General features: G+C 69.8%; 23 protein-coding genes. 6 read left to right on the forward strand and 17 right to left on the reverse strand.

Annotated elements, in window-relative coordinates; all coding sequences use genetic code 11:
* Positions 1 to 7 precede the first annotated feature (7 nt).
* From HNR02_RS24850 to HNR02_RS24860, 3 genes are all read left to right on the forward strand, one after another.
* Positions 8 to 2110, forward strand: a complete 2103-nt coding sequence (locus tag HNR02_RS24850; RefSeq protein ID WP_179775522.1) for a hydantoinase/oxoprolinase family protein — start codon at positions 8 to 10, stop codon at positions 2108 to 2110.
* Positions 2111 to 2121: 11 nt separating this feature from the next.
* Entirely contained in the window at positions 2122 to 4488 is a 2367-nt protein-coding gene (locus HNR02_RS24855; protein ID WP_179775523.1) for a hydantoinase B/oxoprolinase family protein, read from the forward strand.
* 282 nt (positions 4489 to 4770) lie between these two features.
* Entirely contained in the window at positions 4771 to 5328 is a 558-nt protein-coding gene (locus HNR02_RS24860) for a hypothetical protein (protein WP_179774718.1), read from the forward strand.
* A 168-nt stretch (positions 5329 to 5496) separates the two neighbouring features.
* On the opposite strand, the gene HNR02_RS24865 is transcribed toward HNR02_RS24860, so the two are convergent.
* From HNR02_RS24865 to HNR02_RS24930, 14 genes are all read right to left on the reverse strand, one after another.
* Positions 5497 to 6297: an SDR family NAD(P)-dependent oxidoreductase gene (locus HNR02_RS24865; protein WP_179775524.1), complete on the reverse strand. Its 801-nt coding sequence runs from the start codon at positions 6295 to 6297 to the stop codon at positions 5497 to 5499.
* Positions 6294 to 6557 (reverse strand): hypothetical protein, encoded by a 264-nt coding sequence (locus HNR02_RS24870; protein WP_218903079.1) that lies wholly within the window; start codon positions 6555 to 6557, stop codon positions 6294 to 6296. The genes HNR02_RS24865 and HNR02_RS24870 overlap by 4 nt, the downstream gene beginning before the upstream one ends.
* Before the next feature lie 21 nt (positions 6558 to 6578).
* The gene (locus tag HNR02_RS24875; protein WP_179775525.1) at positions 6579 to 7088 is read right to left on the reverse strand and encodes an aromatic-ring-hydroxylating dioxygenase subunit beta; all 510 of its coding nucleotides are present in this window, start codon (positions 7086 to 7088) and stop codon (positions 6579 to 6581) included.
* Positions 7088 to 8404 (reverse strand): aromatic ring-hydroxylating oxygenase subunit alpha, encoded by a 1317-nt coding sequence (locus HNR02_RS24880; protein ID WP_179775526.1) that lies wholly within the window; start codon positions 8402 to 8404, stop codon positions 7088 to 7090. The genes HNR02_RS24875 and HNR02_RS24880 overlap by 1 nt, the downstream gene beginning before the upstream one ends.
* A gap of 4 nt (positions 8405 to 8408) precedes the next feature.
* Positions 8409 to 9443: a dihydrodipicolinate synthase family protein gene (locus HNR02_RS24885; protein WP_179775527.1), complete on the reverse strand. Its 1035-nt coding sequence runs from the start codon at positions 9441 to 9443 to the stop codon at positions 8409 to 8411.
* Between the two features lie 42 nt (positions 9444 to 9485).
* On the reverse strand, positions 9486 to 10337 hold the full coding sequence (locus HNR02_RS24890) for a DODA-type extradiol aromatic ring-opening family dioxygenase (RefSeq protein ID WP_179775528.1): 852 nt from the start codon (positions 10335 to 10337) through the stop codon (positions 9486 to 9488).
* Positions 10334 to 10594 (reverse strand): hypothetical protein, encoded by a 261-nt coding sequence (locus HNR02_RS24895; protein ID WP_179775529.1) that lies wholly within the window; start codon positions 10592 to 10594, stop codon positions 10334 to 10336. The genes HNR02_RS24890 and HNR02_RS24895 overlap by 4 nt, the downstream gene beginning before the upstream one ends.
* A 5-nt stretch (positions 10595 to 10599) precedes the next feature.
* Positions 10600 to 11748: an alpha/beta hydrolase family protein gene (locus tag HNR02_RS24900; protein WP_179775530.1), complete on the reverse strand. Its 1149-nt coding sequence runs from the start codon at positions 11746 to 11748 to the stop codon at positions 10600 to 10602.
* Positions 11749 to 11780: 32 nt separating this feature from the next.
* Positions 11781 to 12944: an NAD(P)/FAD-dependent oxidoreductase gene (locus tag HNR02_RS24905; protein ID WP_179775531.1), complete on the reverse strand. Its 1164-nt coding sequence runs from the start codon at positions 12942 to 12944 to the stop codon at positions 11781 to 11783.
* Positions 12941 to 13150 carry a ferredoxin gene (locus HNR02_RS24910; RefSeq protein ID WP_179775532.1) on the reverse strand — a complete coding sequence of 70 codons (210 nt, stop codon included), beginning with the start codon at positions 13148 to 13150 and terminating at the stop codon, positions 12941 to 12943. Before HNR02_RS24910 ends, HNR02_RS24905 begins: the two co-directional genes overlap by 4 nt.
* Before the next feature lie 31 nt (positions 13151 to 13181).
* The gene (locus HNR02_RS24915; protein ID WP_179775533.1) at positions 13182 to 14381 is read right to left on the reverse strand and encodes an amidohydrolase family protein; all 1200 of its coding nucleotides are present in this window, start codon (positions 14379 to 14381) and stop codon (positions 13182 to 13184) included.
* Positions 14378 to 14947 carry an amino acid synthesis family protein gene (locus HNR02_RS24920; protein WP_179775534.1) on the reverse strand — a complete coding sequence of 190 codons (570 nt, stop codon included), beginning with the start codon at positions 14945 to 14947 and terminating at the stop codon, positions 14378 to 14380. Before HNR02_RS24920 ends, HNR02_RS24915 begins: the two co-directional genes overlap by 4 nt.
* Before the next feature lie 119 nt (positions 14948 to 15066).
* On the reverse strand, positions 15067 to 15231 hold the full coding sequence (locus HNR02_RS24925; protein ID WP_179775535.1) for a hypothetical protein: 165 nt from the start codon (positions 15229 to 15231) through the stop codon (positions 15067 to 15069).
* On the reverse strand, positions 15203 to 16024 hold the full coding sequence (locus HNR02_RS24930) for a GntR family transcriptional regulator (protein WP_179775536.1): 822 nt from the start codon (positions 16022 to 16024) through the stop codon (positions 15203 to 15205). Before HNR02_RS24930 ends, HNR02_RS24925 begins: the two co-directional genes overlap by 29 nt.
* 191 nt (positions 16025 to 16215) lie before the next feature.
* Between HNR02_RS24930 and HNR02_RS24935 the strand changes: the two genes are divergently transcribed.
* On the forward strand, positions 16216 to 17289 hold the full coding sequence (locus tag HNR02_RS24935; RefSeq protein ID WP_179775537.1) for a LuxR C-terminal-related transcriptional regulator: 1074 nt from the start codon (positions 16216 to 16218) through the stop codon (positions 17287 to 17289).
* A 62-nt stretch (positions 17290 to 17351) separates the two neighbouring features.
* On the opposite strand, the gene HNR02_RS24940 is transcribed toward HNR02_RS24935, so the two are convergent.
* The 3 genes from HNR02_RS24940 to HNR02_RS24950 form a co-directional block, all read right to left on the reverse strand.
* A complete protein-coding gene (locus HNR02_RS24940) occupies positions 17352 to 18059 on the reverse strand; it encodes an alpha/beta hydrolase (RefSeq protein ID WP_179775538.1) in 708 nt (235 codons plus the stop codon).
* Positions 18060 to 18499: 440 nt separating this feature from the next.
* Complete coding sequence (locus tag HNR02_RS24945; RefSeq protein WP_246338632.1) at positions 18500 to 19237, reverse strand: response regulator transcription factor; 738 nt, start codon at positions 19235 to 19237, stop codon at positions 18500 to 18502.
* The gene (locus HNR02_RS24950; protein ID WP_179775539.1) at positions 19234 to 20469 is read right to left on the reverse strand and encodes a sensor histidine kinase; all 1236 of its coding nucleotides are present in this window, start codon (positions 20467 to 20469) and stop codon (positions 19234 to 19236) included. The genes HNR02_RS24945 and HNR02_RS24950 overlap by 4 nt, the downstream gene beginning before the upstream one ends.
* 222 nt (positions 20470 to 20691) lie before the next feature.
* On the opposite strand from HNR02_RS24950, the gene HNR02_RS24955 reads away from it, so the two are divergent.
* Positions 20692 to 21486, forward strand: coding sequence for an ABC transporter ATP-binding protein (locus HNR02_RS24955; protein ID WP_179775540.1), 795 nt, complete (start codon positions 20692 to 20694; stop codon positions 21484 to 21486).
* Positions 21486 to 23738: an FtsX-like permease family protein gene (locus tag HNR02_RS24960; RefSeq protein ID WP_179775541.1), complete on the forward strand. Its 2253-nt coding sequence runs from the start codon at positions 21486 to 21488 to the stop codon at positions 23736 to 23738. Before HNR02_RS24955 ends, HNR02_RS24960 begins: the two co-directional genes overlap by 1 nt.
* Positions 23739 to 23768 lie beyond the last annotated feature (30 nt).

Below are 23768 nucleotides of genomic sequence, written 5' to 3' on the forward strand. Positions count from 1 at the left end.
AAACGCAATGCCATACGCACTGGGCATCGACGTCGGCGGCACGTTCACCGACGCCGTCGCCTCCGACGGCGCCGGCCGGATCGTGTCGGCCAAGACACCGACGACCCCGCCCCACCGCGAGGCCGGGGTCATGCGCGTGATCGAGGACCTCGCCGCCGAGCTGGGCATCGACGTCGGCGAACTGCTCTCGCAGACCGACTACATCGCGCACGGCACGACCGCCTCGATCAACGCCCTGGTCCAGGGTCAGGTCGCCGATGTCGGGCTGATCGCCACCAAGGGCCACCGGGACGCGATCTACATCATGAACGCCGAGGGCCGCACGCTCGGCCGGTCGGCCCACGAGATCCAGGACACTCTCCGGCAGCGCAAGCCCGCGCCGCTGATCCCGAAGTACCGGGCCATGGAGGTCACCGAGCGGATCGACCACGCGGGGCGGATCCTGGTACCGCTGGACGAGGACGAGGTCCGCCGAGTGGCACAGGCCCTCGTGGACCAGGGGGTGGAGGCGATCGCGGTCTCCCTGCTGTGGTCGTTCAAGAACGGCGTCCACGAGCAGCGTGTGCGGGAGCTGGTCCACGAGATCGCCCCGGACACCTACGTCACGCTGTCCTCGGAGGTCAGCCCCCGCATCCGCGAGTTCGCGCGGACCTCCACCACGATCATGAACGCCCAGGTCGGCCCACGGTTGCGCACCTACCTGCTGCCGCTGCGGAAACGGCTCGAGGAAGGCGGGCTCAAGGGACCGCTGCTGGTCATGCAGAGCGAGGGCGGCACCATCACCGCCGACCGGGCCCCCGAGCACGCCATCACGACGGTCGGGTCCGTGCTCTCCGGCGGCGTCGTCGGCGGGATGCGCCTGGCCGGTCAGCTGGGCCACCGCAACGTGATCACCACCGACGTCGGGGGCACGACGTTCCTCGCGGGACTGATCGTCGACGGCGAGCCGGTCATGGCGCCGGGTTCCATCGTCAACCAGTTCCCGATCAACGCGGCGACCATCCGCGTGCACACCATCGGCTCCGGCGGCGGGGCCCTCGCGTCCGTGGACGAGGGCGGAAACCTGCGGCTCGGCCCGCAGAGCGCCGAAGCCGTGCCCGGCCCCGCGTGCTACGGCAACGGCGGGACGCGCCCCACGAACACCGACGCCAACCTGGTGCTCGGCATCCTGAGCGAGCGGGGCCTGCTCGGCGGCCGCAAGCCGCTGCGGATGGACCTCGCGCGGGAGGCGATCCGCGTGCACGTCGCGGAGCCGCTCGGCCTCACCGTCGAAGAAGCCGCCATCGCCATCCACGAGGTGCAGAACGCGCAGGCGGGCGACCTGCTGCGGCGGGCCGTGGTGCAGGCCGGCTACGACCCCCGCGACTTCGTCGCCTACGCCTTCGGCGGCGCCGGACCGGCTCACTGCGCCGGTTACTGCCAGGACCTGGGCGTCAGCGAGGTCGTCGTGCCGCTCGGACCGGTCGCGTCCGCCTTCTCGGCGTACGGGCTCGCGGCCTCGGACGTCGCGTTGAGCGCGGAACTGTCCGATCCGTCGTCCTTCCCGGTCGACCACACCGTGCTCGAGTCCCACTTCGCGCGGCTCGAAGCCGACCTGCAGCGCGCGCTGGACCGGCAGAAGGTGAAGTTCCACGACGTGTCGTTGCACCGCGAGATCGACCTGCGGTACTCGATGCAGGTCACCGAGCTCTCGACCGCCGTCCCGGAAGCGAAGTTCACCGAGCGCACCGGCGAGGAGATCCTCGCGCGCTTCGAGGAGCAGTACGAGCGGGTCAACGGCAGCGGCGCCGGTTACCGGGAGGCCGGGGTGCAGGCGATCACCTACCGCATGCGCGCCAAGGCCGGCCTCGGCTTCCCGGTCGCGCTGCCCGCCGTCCCCGAGGCGGACGGGCCCGACCCGCGAGAGGCCCTGATCGGGGAACGTTCGGTCTGCCTCGATTCGCGGACCGGTTACGTGATGACCCCCGTCTACGACTACGCGCGGCTGCGCGCCGGCCACGAACTCGCCGGACCGGCGATCGTCGACGTCCCGGCCACGGTGGTCGTGGTCCCCGCCGGGGTCACCGGACGAGTCGACCACCTCGGCAACCTCGTGCTGCGCTACCAGTGAGGACAGTTCCCATGACATCCAGGATCCCCGGCGCGGACCAGTTCACCAGCCGGCCCATGCCACGGGACGAGCTGCTGCGGCAGATCTCGTCCACCCTGCCCCTGCACCAGGCCGGCGACGCCGAGGTCGACGCCCTGACCTACGAGGTCGTCCGGCACCGACTCTGGGCGATCACCCAGGAGATGGGGGAGACGCTGCGCCGCATGTCGGGCTCCCACGTCGTCACCGAGTCCAACGATTTCAACTTCTCCATCTGCGATGAACTCGGTGAGCAGGTCCAGGTCGGCACCTACAACATCGGCCTGATCGGCTCGATGGACCTGGCGATCACCTGGACGCTCCGGCACCGCGGCGACAACCCCGGTATCGCCGAGGGTGACATGTTCCTGTGCAACGACCCGTGGATCGGCGGCGGCCTGCACCAGAACGACGCCGCGATCCTCGCGCCGATCTTCCACGAGGGCAAGCTGTTCGGCTGGACGACGGCCATCGCCCACCAGGTCGACCTGGGCGGGCCGCGGCCGGGTTCGTTCAGCCCCTCCGCGCGGGACGTCTTCGGCGAGGCCGTCCCCACGCCGCCGATGAAGGTGGTGCGCGGCGGCGTGCTCCAGCGTGACGTCGCCGACGCCTGGGTCCGCCGCTCGCGGCTCCCGCACCTGGTGGGCCTCGACCTGCGGGCCAAGATCGCCGCCAACAAGAACGCGGCCGAGCAGATCCTGCGGCTCATCGCCAGGTACGGCGCCGACACGGTCAAGTCGGTGATGCGCCGGATGATGGACGACGCCGAGCGCCGGCTGCGGGCCAAGCTCGAGACGCTGCCCGACGGCACCTGGTCCGCGGTCGGCTATCAGGAGCAGTCGCAGACCGGCGACCGCGGTCTGCACGCCATCAAGGTGGCCATGACCAAGGAAGCGGGCACGCTCGTCTTCGACTTCCGCGGCACCGCCGGGCAGACCGGGATCATCAACTGCCCCTACCCGGGGCTGCGGGCCGGGATCGTCTTCACGATGCTGCCGCTGCTGGCCGGGGACATCCCATGGGCGGCCGGGGGACTGATGCGCTGCTTCGAGATCATCACCGACGAGGACACCATCACCAACGCGTCCTTCCCGGCGGCGGTCGGCAAGGGACCCTTCGGTCCGGCCTGGGGATCGGGCAACCTCGTCGCCGAGGTGCTGGCCAAGATGCTGGACGCGGAACCGGACCACCGCACCGACGTGCAGTCCATCTGCAACGGCACCACCGACCTCTGCGTCGTGTCCGGTGTGGACACCCGCGACGGCGCGGGGAAGGGTTTCGTGTCACCGGTCTTCGACGTCATGGCGGGTGGCTACGGCGCCCAGGTGTACCACGACGGCGTCGACACCGGCGGCCGGTTGATCATCCCGTCGGCGCGGGCACCCGACGTCGAGATGACCGAGTACCTCTACCCGCTCGTCGCCCTGTGGCGCCGCGAGGAGACCGACTCCGGCGGGCCCGGCCGCCAGCGCGGGGGGATGAGCGGCTCGGTCTGCTACGTCCAGCATCCGGACCAGAACGGGACGATGTCACTGGTGGTTTCCGGCACCGGCAAGGTCGCGAACCAGAACGTCGGCCTGGCCGGTGGTTACCCCGGCAACTCCCAGCTCGACCTGGTCGTGCGCGGGGTGAACGATCCCCAGCTCGCCCAGGCGTCGCTCATTCCCGCCGGTCTCGACGAGTTGGGCGGGGAGATCGAGGTACTGCCCTGCGAAGGGGAGTCCCACCTGGGACCCGGCGACGCGCTCTTCCTCCATTGGCAGGCCGGTGGCGGGTACGGCGATCCGTTGCTCCGGTCGCCGGAGAGCGTCCGCGACGACGTGCGGCAGGTTCGCGTGACGGCAGACGCGGCCGGGGACGTCTACGGGGTCCTGCTCCGCGAGGACGGTGAAGTGGACGCGGCCGCGACCGAAGAACGACGCGCGCAGCTGCGGCGGCGCCGCGCTTCCGGTGCCGGACTGGCCGGTCAGGTCCGGCTCGCGCCTGCCGGCGAACCGGAGCTGACCGGCCTGCGCCGTCTCGACGACAACCTCGCCGTCCGGGAGGCGCCGGACGGCGGCACGGTGCTGTGCGTCCACTGTGGAACCAGGATCGGGCCACTGGCCGGAGGTGCGTTCGTCGCGTCGCTGGCCCGCCGGGACGCGCCACCGACCGAGGCGGGGCCCCACATCTGGCACGACCCGCTGGACTACGTCGATGCGGAGGTCGTCTTCCGGCAGTTGTTCTGCCCCGGCTGCCTGACCGCGGTGCATTCCCGGATCGTCCCGGTGGATCATCCGCTGCCCGCCGACGAGTACCGCAGCTGGGGTGAACCGGCAGGACGATCGGACGGCCGGCACGGATCGAGTCGCGCCGGGTGACCGCCCTCCGGCGGAAGGCACGGTCGGCGGCTGCCGTGCGAGGCAGCCGCCGCCGCGAACTGGCTGTGCTACGGCGAGATTCCCGGTCGACGCCGGCTGCGGGAATCCCGTTGGCTCGCGGGAGATCAGCCGCTGCGCCGAGGAGGTGTGACCAGGCTGCGGACCGAACGGTTCTCCGAAAGCTAGAACGTTCGGTCTTGACATGGGGCCGCCACCGGTTCACGCTAGGCGGAGATAGAACGTTCGGTCTTCCGAGGGCCGGGCTCTCGTGCTGAAGGGATCATGGTGACTACTGTCGACTCGCCCGCCGTAGCCGGGTTCGCACCGGCTCTTCGCCGGCTGTATTTCGTGCGCTTCGCCTTCGCCATCGTGTGGGCGGTGCTGGTGTTCCTGACGACCAAGTCGGGCCTGGGGGCGGCCGGTGTCGTCCTGGTCGTCATCTACCCGCTGTTCGACGTCGGCGCGGCCATGGTGGACGCCCGGTCGGCGAAGGGCTCCGGGTCGGTTCGCGGGCTGTATGTGAACATGGCGATCAGTGTGCTTGCCACCATCGGCGTGGGTGTGGCGGCGGCGTCGGGTGTTCCGGCGGTGCTGCGGGTGTGGGGTGCCTGGGCGATCGTGGCCGGGCTGGTCCAGCTGATCGTGGCGGTCGTGCGCCGGAGGATGGGTGGCCAGTGGCCGATGATCCTCAGTGGCGGCATCTCGGTGCTGGCCGGCGGCAACTTCGTCATCAGCGCCTCCGGTGCGGATCCGTCGCTGTCCGCGGTGGCCGGTTACGCCGTGCTGGGCGGCATCTTCTTCCTGGTGTCGGCGATCCGCCTCGGTGTCAAGGCGAACTGACATTGACCACCTACGACCTCGGCCTGGAGTCGGCGGCCGCACACCGGTCGCCTGGCTCTACGCCGTGGGCGACGACAACCGGCGGGTTCTGCTCACGCACCAGGGTAAGTACCAGGCAGGTGCGCGACCGGCGTCTCGTGCACCCACCCGGAACCAAGGTCCGCGAAATCAGGCCGGCGCCTCGGGCGCCTTTGCGGTGAGCGGGGCCCGGCCGCCGTCGGAGTTGATGACGACGCCGGTGACGACGCGTGCAGCGGCCGGGTCGGCGAGGTAGAGGAACGCGCCGACGTGGTCTTCCGGCGCAGCCGCGGTCCCGAGCAGCGTGGTGGCGGCGATACGCGCCGGGCGGCCACCATCGGCGTCCACGGAGGACTGCGCGCCGCCGAGCGCGTTCAGGCCGGAGAACCGGGTGCCCGTAGTGCCACCGGGTGCGACGCCGTTGACCCGGACGGTCGGCGCGAGGTCCACGGCGAGATGCTGGACGACGCCGCGCAGGGCCCATTTCGAGCTGCCGTAGAGCACGCCGCCACCGACGGGATGGAACGCGGATTCCGACAGCGTCAACGTCACCGATCCGTGGGCTCGGTGCAGCTCCGGCCACGCCGTGCGCACCGCTACCAGCGCACCGACCACGTTGATCCGCAAGATTTCCTGCGCCGCGGCGACCAGGTCGGCCACCGGCATCGTCCGGATCGAGGCGTAGTGGTCGAACACACCGACGCAGCACGTCAGCTGGTCGACCCGCCCGGCCACCGCGACCGCTTCGGCAAGCACCGCCGGCGAGGTCGCGTCTCCCTCGACAACCGTCAACGGCAGTGAGCCGGCGTCGGCCCGCACGGTCTCGGCGTGGGCGGCCGAGCGCTCCACGACCGTCACCCTCGCGCCTTCGCGCAGGTAGGCCAGGGTGGCGGCCCGGCCGATGCCGGAGCCGCCACCGGTGACGAGGATGCTGAGCCCGGTCAAGCTCATGGCGCGGGCCGCCGTTGGAGCAGCGCTGAGATCAGCTCCGGTTCCTGAAAGCTGAGGCAGTCGAGCGCCACCGCGTCGAGCAGCACCCTCGAGCCCCGACGCGGTGACCAGATGTCCAGGCGCATCCCGTTGCGCGTCTGCACTTTGCGGACCACGACGTCGACGAACTCGTTCGCGATCACGATCGGCCCGTCACCCGGTTCGGCGTCGAGCTCGACGACGTCACCGATCGGCGGGCGTTCGATCCCCGGCTCGTCCACGGGTACCTCCCAATCGAACTGTCAGACGAAGATGGACAGGTTGTGAGCGTTGATCAGCGACTGGTCGAACACCGCCCACCGCCGTGCGAGCCGCCAGCCGTCCGCCGTGCGGCGGACGACGTCCTTGCGCGCCACCGAGTAGAAACTCGGCGTCGGGTCGTCGCCCCGGCTGCGGTAGATGAAGCAGTTGGATGAGACCCGGAACTCGTCCGGGCCCTCGCCCGGATCGGCCAGCACGTTGGTCACGAAATGCCGGGTACGCGACGGCGGTTGCTCGGCCCACGAGAAGTCCGTCTCCAGGCGCTGGATCCGGACCTCGAGGGTGTCGCGGTCGTCGTCGAAGATCCGCGACGTCGGGGACAGCTCCCAGTCGGCGAGGCTTTCCCGCGTGACGCGCACCGGCACTTCGTACCGGATGTCGTCGGTCAGCAGCGCCAGCCAGTCACGAAACCGGCGTTCATCGAGCGCCAGCGCCTCCCGGTAGAGGAACTCCGTCACCGCGGCGACGGTGTCGCAATCCACCGCGCCCATCACGCCTCACCCGCCAGGTAGTCGCCCCACCGGCTCCACATGTTCCGGAAGTTGGTGTCGTTGACGTACGGGCGCACGACGTGCCCGGGCCCGGGGAACTCCGGGACCGGCTCGCTCTCCATCCCCATGATGTAGGGGAAGTCGAGGTCGCGCACCAGACCCGAACCGGCCGAGGCGGTGACCTTGGTCCAGTTCTCGAAGTCGTCCTGCTCGAACGTGCCCGCTTGCCCGAACGCGAGCGTGTACGCACGGTATGCCTCGGCCTTGTAGTCCTCCGGGGCGTCCTTCGGCACGAGGCACCACGAGTACATTTCCATCCGCCCCGGACCGGCCGGGTGGTAGAGCCGCATCGTCACGAACCGCACTCCTGGATCCCCCGGCACGAGGCTGAAGGGCTGCATCAGGAACGACAGGTTCGGGAACACCGTGCCCACGGCGGTCCGGATCTGCGAGAACACCGCCACCTGCTCCGGGCTCATGGCCTCCTTCATCCCCGCCACGACCTGGTCGGGGAACCCGGAGAAGGCCGGGTAGCCAGGGCCGTGACCCAGGCCGATGCCGTGGCCTTTGCCCGGGATGCTCGCGGCCCAGCCCTGGCTGTGCGTGGTGCCCGACGACGGAAAGTACCCGAGGTGGAACCCCCATTGGTGGGCCACCGGGGTGTGGTAGCCGTCGCCGGCGAAGTTCTCGGCGCAGATCTTCCAGTCCGTGTCGGCCACCCAGTGGTCGGGTGGCCCGTGCACCTCGACCCCGCCCAGCCCGTGCTTGAGGTAGAGGTCGAGGTAGAACTGGAACCCGCCGAGGTACTCCGCCAGTGACGGCCCCTCCGGGTCGAGACAGCCGAAAACGAGTCCCTCGTAGGTGTCCACGCGCACCGCGACCAGACCCCAGTCCTTCCGCTTGAGACGGCCTTCGTAACCCTCCTTCATGTAGGGCACGCCGACGAGCTCACCGGAGTTCTTGTACGTCCAGCCGTGGTACGAGCAGCGGAAGTGGCTCGCGTTGCCCATCTCCGACTTGCACATGACGTTGCCGCGGTGACGGCACATGTTGAGGTTCGCATGGATCACGCCGTGCTCGTCCCGTGCGACGATCAGGTTGTTGTTCCCTATCTTGCGTGTCACGTAGTCACCGGGCGACGGGATTTCGCTTTCGTGGGCCAGGAAACACCACGCCTTCGCGAACAGCCGTTCCTGTTCCAGCGCGTGGACGTCCACGTCGTTGAACGCCCGTGCCGGAAACCGGCCCTCGGTGAGCCCCGCGCGGGTGCGGCTCACCCAATCGGCGAGCCCGGTCGCATCGTTGAAGGCGGTCATGCGGTCACCGGCCGGTCGACTGCCGCACGCCGAAGCGTTTCTCGATCTCAGCGCCGATCTGCTTGTAGCGTGCCACGTGCTCCTCGGTCGTGGTGACGTGCTCGGCCGGCACGAGGTCCTCGGTGTAGGGCACGCGGCTCTTGCCGACGTCGAGGTAGCCCGCGCCGTTGACCCGGATCTTTTCCAGCGGCACGTTGTACTTGGCGAACTCGGTGAAGTCCTGGCCCACCAGGAACGGCTCGTGCGCCCATCGCAGGCGCTCGGTGAGCCAGCGCGCATCGTCGAAGCGGCCCTGCCGCAGAGCGTCGCGCAGCTCCAGCACCGGTCCGGGGCCCATCGCGGTCGTCGAGGACCAGGCCATCCCGACGAGCTCCTCGCCGTACATCTCCCACGCGGGGAACCAGTCGGTCTCGATCGGCATGAGCGGGAACCTCGTACCGGTGTGAGCCATGTCGTTGTGGTAGCGGAAGCCGACCGACGCGCCACCCGCGTACTTCACCGCGACGACCTGAGGCAGCTCCACCAATGTCCGGTACACGCGCCGCGGAATGATGCCGCGGAACGCCGCTGTGTTGTCGTAGACAACGATGGCCAGCTCGGGCACGGCCTCGGCGACGTCGCGGTAGAAGCGCTCCATCACCGGCGCCACCATCTCCCCCCACATCGGACGGCCGAGCAGCGTGCCCGTAACGCCCAGATCGGCGAGGAACCGCATGCGCGAGACGGTGTCGCGGGTGTTGAGGGTGGTGGCGCCGATGAAGACCGGGAAGTCCGGGTTGACGGCGCGGACCGTTTCGGCCACGCAGCCGGCGTAGGCCTGCCACTCGTCGAGGGTGAGGGTGGCCATCTCACCGAGGGTGCCGTTGAGGGCGATCGCGTCGACGCCATCGCCGATGAACGCGCGGATCATGCGCTCGGTCTCGGCGAGGTCGACCGTGTTCGCGGCGTCCACGCGCTCGGCGCCCGGCAGCGCCGGGGTCGGGGGATAGGCCATCACGCCACGCATGTCGCGTCCGGTGACCTTCGGCTGCTTGCTCATGTCAGTGTCCTTCTCTTCGGGGTGGGCGTTGCGAGGGGACAGTCAGATTCGGGCGGCGGCGACCGACGTCCCGGTCAACCAGGCGGACACCGGTTCGTAGGCGAGGACGTCGAAACCGGTCGCGGCCGCGCCGGCGGCGACGAGCCAGGTGCGGATCTCGTGCGCCCCGTTGCCGGCGGCGTCGATCTCCTCGCGGGTGAATGCGGTGAGCCTGGCCGGGTCACCGGATTCCAGGCGGGCGAGGAAATCGCGGTCGAACTTCTCGTTGATGTCGCCCGACTCCGGCAGCCCGACCCAATGCGACAGGCCGCCGGTGGCGAGCACGACCACCCGCTGCGCCGCCGTCTGCCGGGCGACGGCGCCACGCAGCATGCGACCGAAGTCGTAGCAGCGCTTGGCGGTCGGCCAGGGCGGGTTGACGCCGTTGACGATCACCGGCACCAGCGGGTAGCGCGAGTCCGGGTCGAGGTGCTTGAGCGGCACGCAGAAGTTCTCGTCGAACTCCAGTCCACCTTGGACCAGCGCGGGGTCGAACTCGGCGTCGAGCGCACTGCTGTAGAGGTGCTCGCCGAGCGCTGCGTCGCCAGGGTAGCGATGCTGGGGCACATTGAGGAACTTCGCCATCTCCGGAGTCGCCGGGCCGAGGTAGTCCTCACCGGTCGCGATGGCGAAAGCAGGCAGGTTGCCGAGGCTGAAGTTGGTGAAGTGCTCCACCGACACCGCGATCACGGCGTCGGGCTCCAGCTCGGCGATCCGCCGGCGCACTTCGGCATAGGCTCCTTCGACAGCCTTGCGGGCGTCCTCCGCCGCTCGTTCCGGCCAGCCGGTGATGCCCGGCGAATGCGAAGCGGCGAACGCCCCGACGATCTTGCCTCCGGTGCGCGGTGTGCTCATCGGGCCTTCACCCCTCGGATACGCGCGTAATAGTCGGCACGGTCGACCTCCAGCTGGATCGCGCAGAAGTACAGAAGGTAGGGGTTGACGTCGTGCTCGTAGAGGGACTTGAAGTCGAGATCCTTCATCCAGGTGCGGAAATCGCCTTCGACGCCGTACTCGTCGAGCACCGCGTCCGGGTCGGACCGGTATCGCTCGGTCACGTCGCGCACCCGGCGGACGTCCCAGAGCAGCTTGTGGACTTCGTACAGGGACATGGCCGTCACCCGAGCCTGTGGACGAACCAGTCGGCGAGCCGAGCCGTTGCGACGGAGAAGTAGTCGTAGCTGCAGTGCAGCGATCCGGCCCCGTCGTAGATGTCGGCCGTGACGTCGTTGCTGGCCAGCGCGTCGATGAAGCGCCGGGCGCCCTTGATGTCCATGATGAGGTCGTCGGTCCCGTGCATCACGTACACGGGGATGGTCAGCTTCTGCGCGACGCCGTCAAGCGTGAACTCGGCGAGTTTGTGCCGGGCCTGCGCGTCGTCGGCAGAACCGGTGAGCCACTGCAGCTGCTTCTGCAGCGGCGGGTAGAACTCGTAGAAGTCGGTGAGGATGCTCCATGTGCCGCACCACGCCGCGACCGCTTTCACCCGCGGTTCGAATGCCGCCGCGCGCGGGGCGTAGTAGCCCCCGAAGCTGACGCCGGCAAGGCCGATGCGATCGGTGTCCACATCGGGCCGCTGCGTGATGAAGTCGAGCACGGCCGCCACCGGAACTTCGTAGTCCGGGCGGCTGTAGAGCTTCTTGAACCGCAGCGAGCTACCGCGCCCGGGGGTGTCGACGAGTACGACGTTGAGGCCGCGCGAGGGGAACTCCGTGCCACCCATGAAGTACAGCTCTTCGGCCCATGAATCGGCGCCACCGAGGAACAGCACGGTCGGGCGCGGGGTGCCGCTCGCGTCGGGCTTGACGAAGTAGCCGTCCATCGTGACGCCCTCGAACGGCACTTCGATCCGCTCGATCAGTCCGCCAGACAGTTCCGCGGCCTTCTGGAAGTTCCGCGTGCCGTTGCGGTAGGCCTGCTCACGGCGGGGGTCGGCGGTGTCGAGAAAGAACTCCGAGTGGCGCCAGTAGCTGCCGGACCGCTGGAAGGCCCGTCGCGCGGTGGTGAGATTACCCTCGGCCAGAGCGGTTTCGGCCGCGGCGGTGATCTCCTCGGCCGTGCGGCTCCACTCGCGCTGCCAGACTTCGCCGTCGGTGCTCGTGTTGCCGATGCGCGCGGCCGTGCGAGCACACTCGAACAGGTCCGCACCCCCGACCGCGACCTGCGCGAGCAACCGCATGGTCTGCAGCGACCAGTCCTCGTCCTGCGGGAAGAGTTCGATGATGGACAACGCGTCACGGTTGGCGGTGACGGAAGAGTTCGTCATCTCGGTCCTTTCTTGTTGGCCGGGTGGGGGATTCACGAGCGCACGAGGCCGGCGTCGAACGAGGTCCGTTCGGCGATGGCCTGGCGCAGAGAGGCAAGCTTTCGCGGCGCGTTCACGCACACGGCGCCGCGCAGTAGTCCCTCGCGGCCGTAAACGACCACGAGCTTGGTCGCGGTGTCGACGAGCACCTCCGTCTCGTCGCCGGGCAGCGGCCGGCCGACACAGCGGAGCTTCGCCTCGAACTGGTCGCTCCAGAAATAGGGCACGGACTCGAACGGCCGCGCGTCGCCGAGGAGTGTGCCGGCGGCGTGGATGCCCTGCTCCACGGCGTTCGTCCAGTGCTCGACGCGCATGGTCTCGCCGAACAGCGCGTTGTGCCACCGCGCCACATCGCCGGCCGCGACCACGCCGGGCACGCCGGCGGCCAGTGTCGGCTCGCACACCACGCCGTCGGCCACGGGCACCTCGGAGCCGCCGAGCCAGGCGGTCGCGGGCCGCGCGCCGGTCGCGACGAGCACGACATCGACGGTCAGCACTTCCCCTGTCGAAAGCTCGGCGCGAGTCCGTGATCCGGCCGGCGACAGACCGGTGATGCCGGTGGAACACAGGACACGCACGCCGCGTTCCTCGTGGCGGGCTTGCAACCATGCGCCCACCCCGTGACCGAGGACGCGGCTCATGGGCGTTTGCGCGACATCGACCACCGTCACGTCGAGACCGAGGCCACGCGCGGTGGCGGCGGTTTCCAGGCCGACGAACCCGGCGCCGACGACCAGCAGCGAGCGCGCGCCGGAGAGCAGCCGGATCAGCCGTTGCGCGTCGTCCAGATCCCGCAGTTCGACGGAACCGGGCAGTACCGCGCGGGCCACGGCCGATCCGGTGGCGATCACGAGCCCGTCGTACTGCTCAGTGGTGCCGTCCTCGAACGCGACGAGGCGGGCGCGGGTGTCGAGCCCGGTGGCGGCGCACCCGAGCTTCAGCGTGATGTCGCGTTCGGCGTACCACCGCGGGTCGCGCAGGAACACGTCCTCGGCCAGGCCGTCGGCGAGCGCTGCTTTCGACAGCGGCGGACGCGTGTAAGGCAGGTGCCGTTCGGCACCGGCGAGCACGAGCTCACCCTCGAAACCCCGGGCGCGCAGTTCGTCGGCCGCGTTGACCCCGGCCAGCGAGCCACCCACCACGACGACCCGGTTCACCCTGCACGCTCCTCGAGCGTGATCGCCTTCGCCGGACAACACCGGGCAGCGGCTTCCGCCTTGCCGCGCAGGACATCCGGCGGGTCGGCCTGGAGCAACACGGCGGAGTTCGCGTCCTCGTCGAAGTCCCAGACCTCCGGGGCTTCGATCAGGCAGTTGGCGTAGCCCTGACACTTGCCGGGCTCGAAGACGACGTGAAGGGACATCGTTGCTCCCCTGTGGTTAGGAACGGGTAGGTCAGTGACCGGCGGCGGCCAGGTGCGGCATCGCCGGCCGCACCTCCGCCAGGCGTGCCGCGCGGGGCGTGTTGCGGCTGGTCAGCGCTCGGACTTCGCCGCTGGTGACGACGGCGGCCACGCCGGGGATGTCGCCGATGGCCAGCGCCCCGAGCGCGTCCGATGCGGTGGAGCCCCACGGCGCGTCGATCACCACGAGGTCGGCAGCCGCGCCGGGCCGGATGAAACCGGCGGGCAGCTCCCAGGTGCGGGCGTTGTTCCCCGTGGCAGCGGCCCACACCACCGCCGGATCGACCGAGGTGAGCGACGACAGTTCGGCGACGGTCTTGAGCACACCCAGGGGCATCACACCGGTGCCGGTCGGGGTGTCGGAGCCGATCACAACGCGGTCGAGGCGGCCCTCGTCGTGACATTTCTCGAGGATCCGCACGGCGGAGCGCAGGTTGCCCGCCTGTACCAGCTGCAGCGCCATGCCGGTCCGCTCGATGATCGTGTCCACGCCGTCCGCCGACAGCGAGGTGGGGCCGCCATTGATGTGGCCGCAGACATCGGGAGCGAGGTGCAACAGATGATCCGGGGTGATCGGTTTGCTGCCCGGGATGCTGGCGCCGCCGGAGTGGCACATGACCGTGATGCCGTGGCGTTGCGCCGAGCGGACCTGTTCGTAGCCGTCCGCGGGGTCCTCGTAGAGGCCGAAGCCGAACTTGGCGAGACGCACGCCGGCCTTCTGCAGGTCGGCGAAGTCCTCGTCGGTGAGCACCGGTTCGAGTACGACGGCACCCGCGTGCACGGTCATCCCGCCGGGGCGGAAGTTGGCGAAGCAGGACTTCGCGGCGATCGCCAGTGCCTTGACCCCGATCGCGTCGTGCGGGCGGCCCTGGGCGTGGATCTCTCCGGGCGACACGACGCTGGTAATGCCACCGTGCACGTAACTGGCGAGGAAGTCCACGGTCTTCTGCCGTGGCGTGTAGTCGCCGAGCACCACGTGGCAATGGGAGTCGATGAGACCGGGAGCGACGGTGGCGCCGTTCGCGTCGAGCACCGCCTCGCTCGCCCCGACCTCCGCGGCCAGGTCCGCGCGGCGGCCCACGCCGGTGATCAGCCCGTCGACACTCACGATCGTGTCGGCGTCGGCGATGATCGGCTGCCGGTGGTCGCCGGAGAGGATGGTTCCGGCGCCGGTCACTGCGAGCCGGCTCATTTCGCCGCCTCTTCGGTCGTCATTCCGCCGACACGCGCGTTGATGCGGCCCCGGTTCGCGACGGCGGCGATGATCACCAGGTCGTCGGGGCGTGGGCTGTCGGGCACCGTGACGGTGAACGCGTCGTAGTGGCTGCGGACCCAGATCTCGTCCTTGTACGCCAGTGGAACGTCGATCATCGCGTCGGGACCCGCCACTTTGGTCACCGAGGTGATCCACGCCTTGCCACCGCCGATGGCGTCGCGAAACGCGTTGCCGAACACCGAGGTGAGGGCGGCGTTCACATGCTCCTGCTCGCCGCTGGTGCCGACGAGCCCGCCTTTTCCGTAGCTTTCCGGTGGTTCACCCAGCAGCGCCAGCGCGCGCTCGCCGAGCGACGTGCCGATCTCCCGCGACGCCTCGACGATCTCAGTGAGGTCCTCGACGTAGCCGCTGCCGGCGAACGGGTTCGCGACCACCGCGCACACCGCGACCTTGCGCAGCGGGCCGCGCTCGTCCGTGCGGCCGGCCACCTCCCGCGTCTCCTCGACCTGTGCATGTGTCTTGCGCACAATCAGACGGCTCACGGGTCTTCCTCCGTAACGGTATCTCCACCACCGTCGTGGTGATGGGAATGACGCTAGGGAGAATTTTCGCCCGGCACCGTCCCCGTTCGGGTGTAATCAGACGCCGCCGGATGGCACTTTCAGTCTACTGTGGACGTTGCGCGGGTGCCGGGCGCGGCCATCTCGATGGCCTCCTCGAGGTCCGTCTCGGCCATCAGATCGGGGTAGGGCAGCACCTGGCCGCGGGCCGGGTCGTTGACGTACTCGAGTGCTTCGTCAACAGGTACCGGGTCCTGTTCGGACACGAAGGAAGTCCTCTCCGGCGGGACCGGGGCCGGCGGTGGATGCTTCCTCGGCAAAGATCCTCGGCAAGGCGGCAAAGCCGGCTTGGGCCACATGGCGGCTTCCGGCGAGCCGAGCACCTTCGGCATCGCCGGCCACGATGGCCTCGCACATCGCTTCGAGTTCCCGAATGCTCTGTTCGGTCCGGCCCGGCACTGCCAGCGAGTGCCGGCGCAGGAGCTGGATGCGGGCATGCAGCCGGCGCAGCGACGAGGTGAGTTCGGGGTTTCCGGCACCGTCGAGGAGTGCGCCGTAGAACCGGTCCTTCGCGGCGAGGGTCTCGTCGATCCCACCCGCGCGCATGGTCGCCGCGGTGAGATGAAGGCTTTCGACGAGCGCGCGCTTCTGTTCCGGTGTGCCGCGACGCGCGAACAGACTGCACGCCAACGCTTCCAGTGCGCCGCGCAATTCGAACAGCGCCTCAGCGTCCTGGTAGGTGATCCGCGCGACGAACGCGCCGCGGTTCGGTTCGACCGCCACCAGGCCCTCGCCCTCCAGCTTGCGGAGCGTCTCACGCAAAGCCGTGCGCGAGACGCCGTGGCGCTCGCACAGTTCGCGTTCGTTGAGCCGCGCGCCGGGCTGCAGCCGGCCGCCGGTGATGGCCGCACGCACCTCGTCGGTCAGCCGCTCACGGGTCGAGCGCTGTCCGGTCACCGTTTCACCGTCCTGTGGAGCATTCAGCGTGATCCTCACCGGGCACGCGGCCACGAGCCTCGCGGGAACTTCCGCCGCAAATTGTATGACGATGATGTCCATGACGGCAACACGCCGGCGCCATCGACTCCGATGATGCTGCGTAGTGCCAGTGTTACGCAGGTGAAATCGTCCGACAAAACTAGGCATTTCACGTCCGCTGGCCTGACTTCCGCGGCCTCTTCGGGTAGCCTTCACGAGGCGTGAGCCACTTCACCAGGCCACCGTCGGCCTGCCGAGAGGAGATGAGGCCGATGGCGCCGGTATCCCCGAAGAACGCGCCGTCGGCTGACGGCGGACATCGATTCGCCGTCGCCTTGCAGTCGGCGCTCACGATCGGTGATGTCGAAGACGCCTTCTTCAACGTCGCGAGCACGGTCATCGCGGCACCCGGCCTCGGCCTGTACCAGATCGACGCCACCTCCGGCGACATGATCGACTTCAAAGCCCAGGTGGACAGCGATTTTCTCGCCGACTACGAGACCTACGGCCGTCAGGATGACCCCGTGCTCGAGTTCGTGCTGCGGCAGAACCGGCCGGTCGACTCCTCACGCGTCGTCTCGCGCCAGGTATGGGAGGGCTGCGGCGCTCGGACGGCCCTCGACGTCGGCGGCTACTACCACTCGCTCGAGGCGCCGGTGATCGTGTCGGGTGCCCTCTACGGCACCATGAACTTCGCGCGGCCGCAGGGTCAGCCGGCGTTCAGTGAAGCCGACATCACAGCCGCCTGGCTGGCCGGCGAGCACCTCGGCCTCGCCCTCGAACGGGCGCTGCGTTACGAGCAAACGGACCGGCGAGCCACCCGGCTCGAGCATGTCCTCGACCACGTGCCACAGGCGCTGGTCGTGACAGACCTCGACGCGCACGTGCTGTTCCGCAACCGGACAGCCCGATCCGCCGCGCACAATGCGTCGACCACCGCGCTCATCGAGGACAGCATCGTGACCGCCATGGAACAGTTCCGCGTCACGAGCAAGCGCGTCTGCACCCGCACGGCCGTCGAGCACCAGACGAGGCGCCGGGTGGTCGTCAAGTCGTTCCGCCTGCCCGGCCGCGACGACGCGGCCCTGACCATGCTGCTCGACCAGACATCGGGGGAGGCCGCCCGGCTTCCGGCCTGGGATGTGCTGTCCAAGCGAGAGCAGGAGATCGCAGAGCTGGTGAGCCAGGGGCTGACGAACAAGCAGATCGCCGAGCGCGCCTTTGTCAGCGAGAACACCGTGAAGCAGCACTTGAAGCGCGTGTTCGCCAAGACGGACGTGCGCAATCGAGCCGAACTCATGCAGCGCATCTGGGCCGCGGGTGGATCGGGCGCCACCGGCAGTTGACCGCACGATCCGGACGGGCCGCTCCTACGTGAGCACGGAACGGCCGCCCTGCACCGTCTTGGTCACAGCACGCTGCTCAGCCAAGCATCGATGCGCTCAGCCAGCTGCGGCCACCCGGGATCCAGGGTGACACCGTGGCCCACGCCGGGGAGCAGGATGTGTTCCGCGCCGAGACCTTCAGCCAACGCGAGCACGTACTCCGCAGGCGTCAGCACGTCGTTCTCGGCGGCCACCACCAACACCGGCGCTCGCACGGTGGCGACGTTTACTTCGGCTGTCCACCTTGTCGCCTGCCACACCGCGGCCGGCGATTCCGCCTGCAGTTTCGGGTACAGCGCCGCCGCTGTCTCGTCGTCGACGCCTGAGTAGAACAGCATCCGGGCGGTTTCCGGATCCGGGGGGTTCCACGGCCGCTCCGGATCCACTTCGATCTCGATCGGATTCAGGGCGTATTGCCGAGGGACCACCGGGGCCAGGAGCACCACCGCCGCGAGGTCGCGCTGGGTCGTCGCCGCGTAGTTCAGCGAGGCCAGCCCGCCCATGCTGTGCCCCATCAGGACGGGCCTCGCGCCGGCCTCGTCACACGCGATGTCGATTTCTTCCCGCACCGAGATGATCTCGCGCCGCACCCACTCGTGGGGCGGCAGCGTCCGCGACTTCCCGTGCGAGAACCAGTCGAACGCGACCGAGTCCCAGCCCCGTCCGGCGAACCAGCCCTGCAGGTTCGCCCACTGCCATGCACCGTGGCAGCCACCGTGCACCATCACCATCGGACTCGGCTTCCGCTCGGTCCCGGGCGCCGTGAACTGCGTCAGTGCCACTCCGCGAACCACGCGTTCGGCCGGAGCGGTATCGATGCTCGTGCTCTCGATGCTCATTTCTGGACATTAGTCAGCGCGACGGCGCGATCGCGTTACCCGAGGGGGTACTTTCGGGGCCGTCACCTACCGCGTGAGCGGGCACGCAGTGCCGTCTGCGTCGTCGTCCGGCCCGAGGTGGCGACCGCCGGACAGGCCGTGCGCCTGGCAGACCTGGAGCCACCGACTTTCCCGGCGACCGGCGGATTCGGTCTGCCGCGTTGGGGCGAACCCCGATCTGGTGCGGGCATTCTCGTCGGGCAGAGCTTCGGTGTGGGCCAGGCGGCAGTAGCCGACACGCAGCCGGAGCGGTACGGCCTTCCCGTTGGACACCCGCCGAGCCCGACGATCGGTCAGGAGGGAGATTCTGTTCCGGCCACCAGACCGGTCTGGTAGGCGATGACAACGAGTTGCGCGCGATCGCGTGCGTCCAGTTTGGACATGGCGCGCTGCACGTGGGCGCGGACGGTGAACGGGCTGAGGTACATCCGGTCGGCGATCTCTACATTGGAAAGGCCGGTCGCGACGAGAGCGACCATCTCGCGTTCGCGCGGGGTGAGTGCGGCGAGTCGTTCGGGATGGCGTGGTGGCGAGTCGGCCGGGGTGGCGAGGAAACGTGCCACCAGGGACCGGGTCGCCGCCGGGGACAGGAGGGTGTCACCGTTGGCGATCGTGCGCACGGCGTCGAGCAGTCCTTGCGCCTCGATCCCCTTGCCGATGAAGCCGCTGGCCCCGGCGCGCAGGGCTTGGGCGATGTACTCGTCGGTCTCGTAGGTGGTAAGGATCAGGACACGGGTGGCACGCAGATCCGGATCGGCGCAGATTTCCGCGGTGGCGGCGAGGCCGTCGGTGCCGGGCATCCGGATGTCCGTGATCACCACGTCCGGGCGCAGCTTGCGGGCCAGGGCCACCGCCTCCCTGCCGTCGCCCGCCTCGCCGACCACGGCGATGTCCTCGGCGCTGTCGAGGAGAGTGCGGAAAGCGCCGCGCAGCAACGCCTGATCGTCGGCGAGGAGGACCCGGAGCGGCGCAGCGTCACCCCTGGCCGCTTCGCCGGTGTTCGGTCCGTCGCCTGGTGTGTCGTGGATCATCGGCCCTCGCGATCGGTCGCTCCGTCAGTTCTGCGCGCCGTCCTGCCCGCGGTGGGAACAGGCAGGCGGGCGGAGACGCGGAAACCCCCTTCGGGACGCGCACCGGCGACGAGGGTCCCGCCGGCCGCGGCCGCCCGTTCACTCATCCCGATCAGACCGTAGCCGGGCGGGCGCTCTTGAGCCTTGCGGGCGCCGCCGCCGTTGTCGGTGACCGTGATGGTCACGTGGTCGCGATCCCAGACCAGGCGTACCTCGGCGCCACCGGTGGCGGCGTGCTTGGTCACGTTGGTCAGGGCCTCTTGGATGATGCGGTAGGCGGTGAGGCCGATCCCCGGCGGCAATGGTCTGGCCGTGCCATCCTCGTGCATCGACACCGCAAGGCCGGCGCGGTGGAAGGTGCTCAGCAGCTCGGGGACCTGCGACAGCCCGGGCGCCGGCTCGGTGAGTGCGGAGGTGTCGGGGGTGTCTTCGGGCTGGCGCAGCAGGCCGACCGTGGCCCGCAGTTCGTCGAGGGCGTGGCGGGTGGTCCCGACCAGTTCGTCCAGGCTCGTGCGAGCCTGCTCCGGGCGGGTCGCGAACAGGTGGGCGGCGACGGTGGCCTGCGCGTTGGCCAGGGTGATCTGGTGTGCCACCAGGTCGTGCAGCTCCCGGGCGATGCGAAGCCGTTCCCCGGCCACTCTCCGGCGTGCCTCCTCGTCCCGGCTTTCCTCGGCCCGGCGTGCCCGCTCCTCCATGACCGTCAGGTAGGCCTGCCGGTGCCGCGTCGAGCGACCGAACACGGCAGCCACGAGTGGTGTCGCGGCCACGGTCGCCAGCCTGCTGGTGTCCGCCCACGAGAAGTCCGTTTCGAAGAACGGGGGGACGGCGACCAGCAGCGCCGCCGCTGGAAGCAGGGCCGCGAGCGCTCGTCGTTCGGCGCGAACGGCCAGCGAGTAGGCGCTGATGGCGGTGGGGGCCACCATGAGCGGGGTCGACAGCAGGCCCATCGGCGCGACGAGCATGCCGCACACGGTGGTGGCGATCACGGTGGCCACGGGCGCGCGGTGCCGCGCCGGGAGCAACCCGGACGACACCGCTGCGAGGAAGTAGGCCGTCAACGGCGGCGGTGTCACCGTGTCGTCCACCCGCAGCGCACCACCGAGTAGGCAGAGCGCGAACGCCACCGCGACGACCGTTCCGTCCCGCCACCACGACTCGATCGGCGGCGTGGGTGACCTACGTCCGTCCGTCATCGATGTCCCTCGACCGCAGCACAAGATCAGCCTAGATGGTTTGTGCAGTGGACGGCCGGCCGCGCGTGTAGTGCGTTCGCACCAGAAACGGGCCGAGCCGGTTCGTACGCACCAGGCGGAGACGGTCTCGGCACACGATGTGTGGCACCGCGGTGCGGGACAGGGTTGGTGGCGGAATCGTCCGGCACCGGCTCGGACGGCACAGCGGCAGGAAGAAGTTCGATGAACCCCGGAAACAGCAGCGACGCGATTCGGCTGACGGCCGTTCGCAAGCTCTATGGGCGGCGCGACAACCAGGTGGTGGCGCTGGAGGAGGTGACGACGCGGTTCGGCCGTGGAACGTTCACGGCGATCATGGGGCCATCGGGTTCCGGCAAGAGCACCCTGTTGCAGTGCGCGGCCGGACTCGATCAGCCGACATCCGGTTCGGTACTGCTCGAGGGGCACGAGCTCAGCGAGATGACCGAGACCGAGTTGACCACGCTGCGGCGGGACCGGATCGGGTTCGTCTTCCAGGCGTTCAACCTGCTTCCGGTCCTGACCGTGCGGCAGAACGTGACGCTGCCGCTGCGGCTCGCCGGCCGCAAACCCGACCGGGACCGGGTTGCGCGGATCCTCGACCAGGTCGGCCTCGCCCGGCGGAGCAACCACCGTCCGGCGGAGCTGTCCGGTGGGCAGCAGCAACGGGTCGCCATCGCCAGGGCCTTGATCAGCGACCCCGCCGTCATCTTCGCCGACGAGCCGACCGGCGCACTGGACACCAGAACCGCGCGGGACGTTCTCACCTTGCTGCGGCACTCGTCGCGCGCGGACGGTCAGACGATCGTGATGGTGACCCACGACCCGGTCGCGGCTTCGTACGCCGATCGTGTCCTGTTCCTCGCCGACGGGCGGCTGGCCGGTGAGCTGCACTCGCCGACCGCCGAATCCGTGGCCGACCGGATGACCCGCCTGGGCGCCTTCGCCGACGAAGGTCCCCGCCCGCAGCCGGTGGCGAACCGGGGAGGGCAGCGCTGATGCTGCAGCTCGCACTGCGCACCCTGCGGTTCCGCGCGGGTCTGTTCGCGGCGGCTTTTCTCGCCGTGTTCTTCGCGGCGGCCATCATGATGGCCTGTGGCGGCCTGATCGAGACCGGCATCCGCACGGCTGTGCCGCCGCAGCGGCTGGCCTCGGCCGACGTGGTCGTCACCGGCGACCAGGAGTACCACGACTCCGGCGGCGACCCCGACGAACCGCCGATCCTGCCCGAGCGGGTCCACATCGACGCGGGGCTGGCGGACACGATCGCGGCGCTGCCCGGGGTGCGGGAGACCGAGAGCTTCGTCTTCGAAGGAGCCCCGCCGCCGGGGACCGTCGATGCGATCGGTGTGGTGGCCGAGCCGGGAGTGGCCGTCAGCGAGCTCCGGCAGCGAATCGACGCCGAGTTGGCCGGCGGAACCGTCACCCTGGTCGGTGACGAGCGGGGACAGGCCGAACTGCGTGAGGCGAAGGCGAGCGGCGTCACCGTGATGGCCCTGGCCGGCGTCTTCACCGCTTTCGCGATCCTGGTGTCCGTCTTCGGCGTGGCCTCCATGCTCGGCCTTTCGGTCGCCCAGCGCCGCCGGGACCTGGCGTTGCTGCGAGCCGTGGGGGCGACACCTCGTCACCTGCGTCGGCTGATCTCCCGTGAGACGCTGCTCCTGGCCGTCGTCGCCACCGCACTGGCCTACTTCCCGGGGCGGTTCCTGGGCGAGTTCGTGTTCGACCGGCTGACCGAGCGCGGGATCGCCGCGGCCGGCCTGGCGTTCCGGCAAGGCTGGATCCCGGCTGTGGCCGCCATGGCGATGGCGATCCTCGCGGCCCTGGCCGGTGCCGTGGGCGCCGGCCGGAGGGCGTCACGCGTCAAGCCGGCCCAGGCGCTCGCGGAGGTCTCGGCCGAGGCCGGGCCGATCGGCCGCGGGCGCCTGCTGCCGGCGGTGCTTTCCCTGGCGGGCGGCATCGCCATGACCATCGTGACCATCGCCGTGGTGAGCGGACCGCTCACGCCGGCCACCGCCGCGCCCGCGGTGATCCTGCTCGCCATCGGGTTCGCCGTGCTCGCACCCGTGCTGACGAAGGTCACGACCTTCGCCGTGCAGTGGCCCGTGCGCGCGCTGGGTGGCGTGACCGGCCAGCTCGCCGTGCTCAACGCGCGTGGCCACGGCGGCCGGACGGCAGCCGTACTGGGACCGGTGATCCTGCTGACCGCGGTCTCGACCGGCATGCTGTACCTGCAGACGACCAACGACGCGGCCGATCGGCGGGCATTCGCCGGCAACCTCGTCGCCGACGCCGTGGTGACCACTCAGGACCGTTTCCCGCCGGGTCTGGTGGACCTGATCAACGACCTGCCGGACGTCGCCGGAGCCTCGGAGTACGTCGACAGCGTCGGCTTCATCGAGGAGCCGGCTGACCGCTCGCCGGGGAACGAGGGCTGGACCCTCCAGGGCGTCACCGCCGAGGGCGCCGACGCCACCACACCGGTCCAGGTCACCGCGGGCCGGCTGGCCGACCTGCGCGACGACACGATCGCGATCGCGGACGAGCACGCCAAGGCGCTGGGGGTCGACGTCGGCGGCACCATCACGCTGCGGATGGGCGACAACACCCCCCTCGACGTGCGGGTGGCGGCCCTGTTCGCCGCCCCGGACGGGTACGACACCCTGTTGCTTCCCGCCGACACCCTGGCCGCGCACACCACCGAGGCGCACGCGACGCGGATCCTGGTCAAAGCCGGCGAGGGCACCGACCCCGGACGGTTGGCGGCGGAGCTGACCACGGCGACCTCCGCCGAGGACGGTCTGACGGTGACCGGCCGCGACGTCCTGCTCCGGGAGTTCGACGACCAGAAGACGACCGCCAACTTCGCGATCTACCTCATGGTGGTCATGATCGCGGGGTACGCGGCGATCACCATGATCAACACGCTGGTGTCGAGCATGACGGCGAGGCGGCGGGAGTTCGGGCTGCAGCGGCTCGCGGGCTCGACTCGGGGCCAGGTGCTGCGGATGGCCGCCGTGGAGGCAGCGATCCTGGCCTTCGGCGGCATCGCGCTGGGCACCGTCGCCGTGCTCGGGATCCTGGTACCGGTCAGCCTCAAGCGCCTCGGGTCGGTGCTGCCCGCCGGGTCCCCGTGGATCTCCGTGTCGATCGCCGCGCTGACCGTTCTGCTGACGCTCGCAGCCACGCTCCTGCCCACCTGGCGGGCCACCCGCGGCCGACCGGCCGAGGCGGCGCTCGCCGTCGAGTAGCCCGGTGGATTCCCCACTCACCTTCTGCCA

Source organism: Amycolatopsis endophytica, from assembly GCF_013410405.1.
Classification (GTDB): domain Bacteria; phylum Actinomycetota; class Actinomycetes; order Mycobacteriales; family Pseudonocardiaceae; genus Amycolatopsis_E; species Amycolatopsis_E endophytica.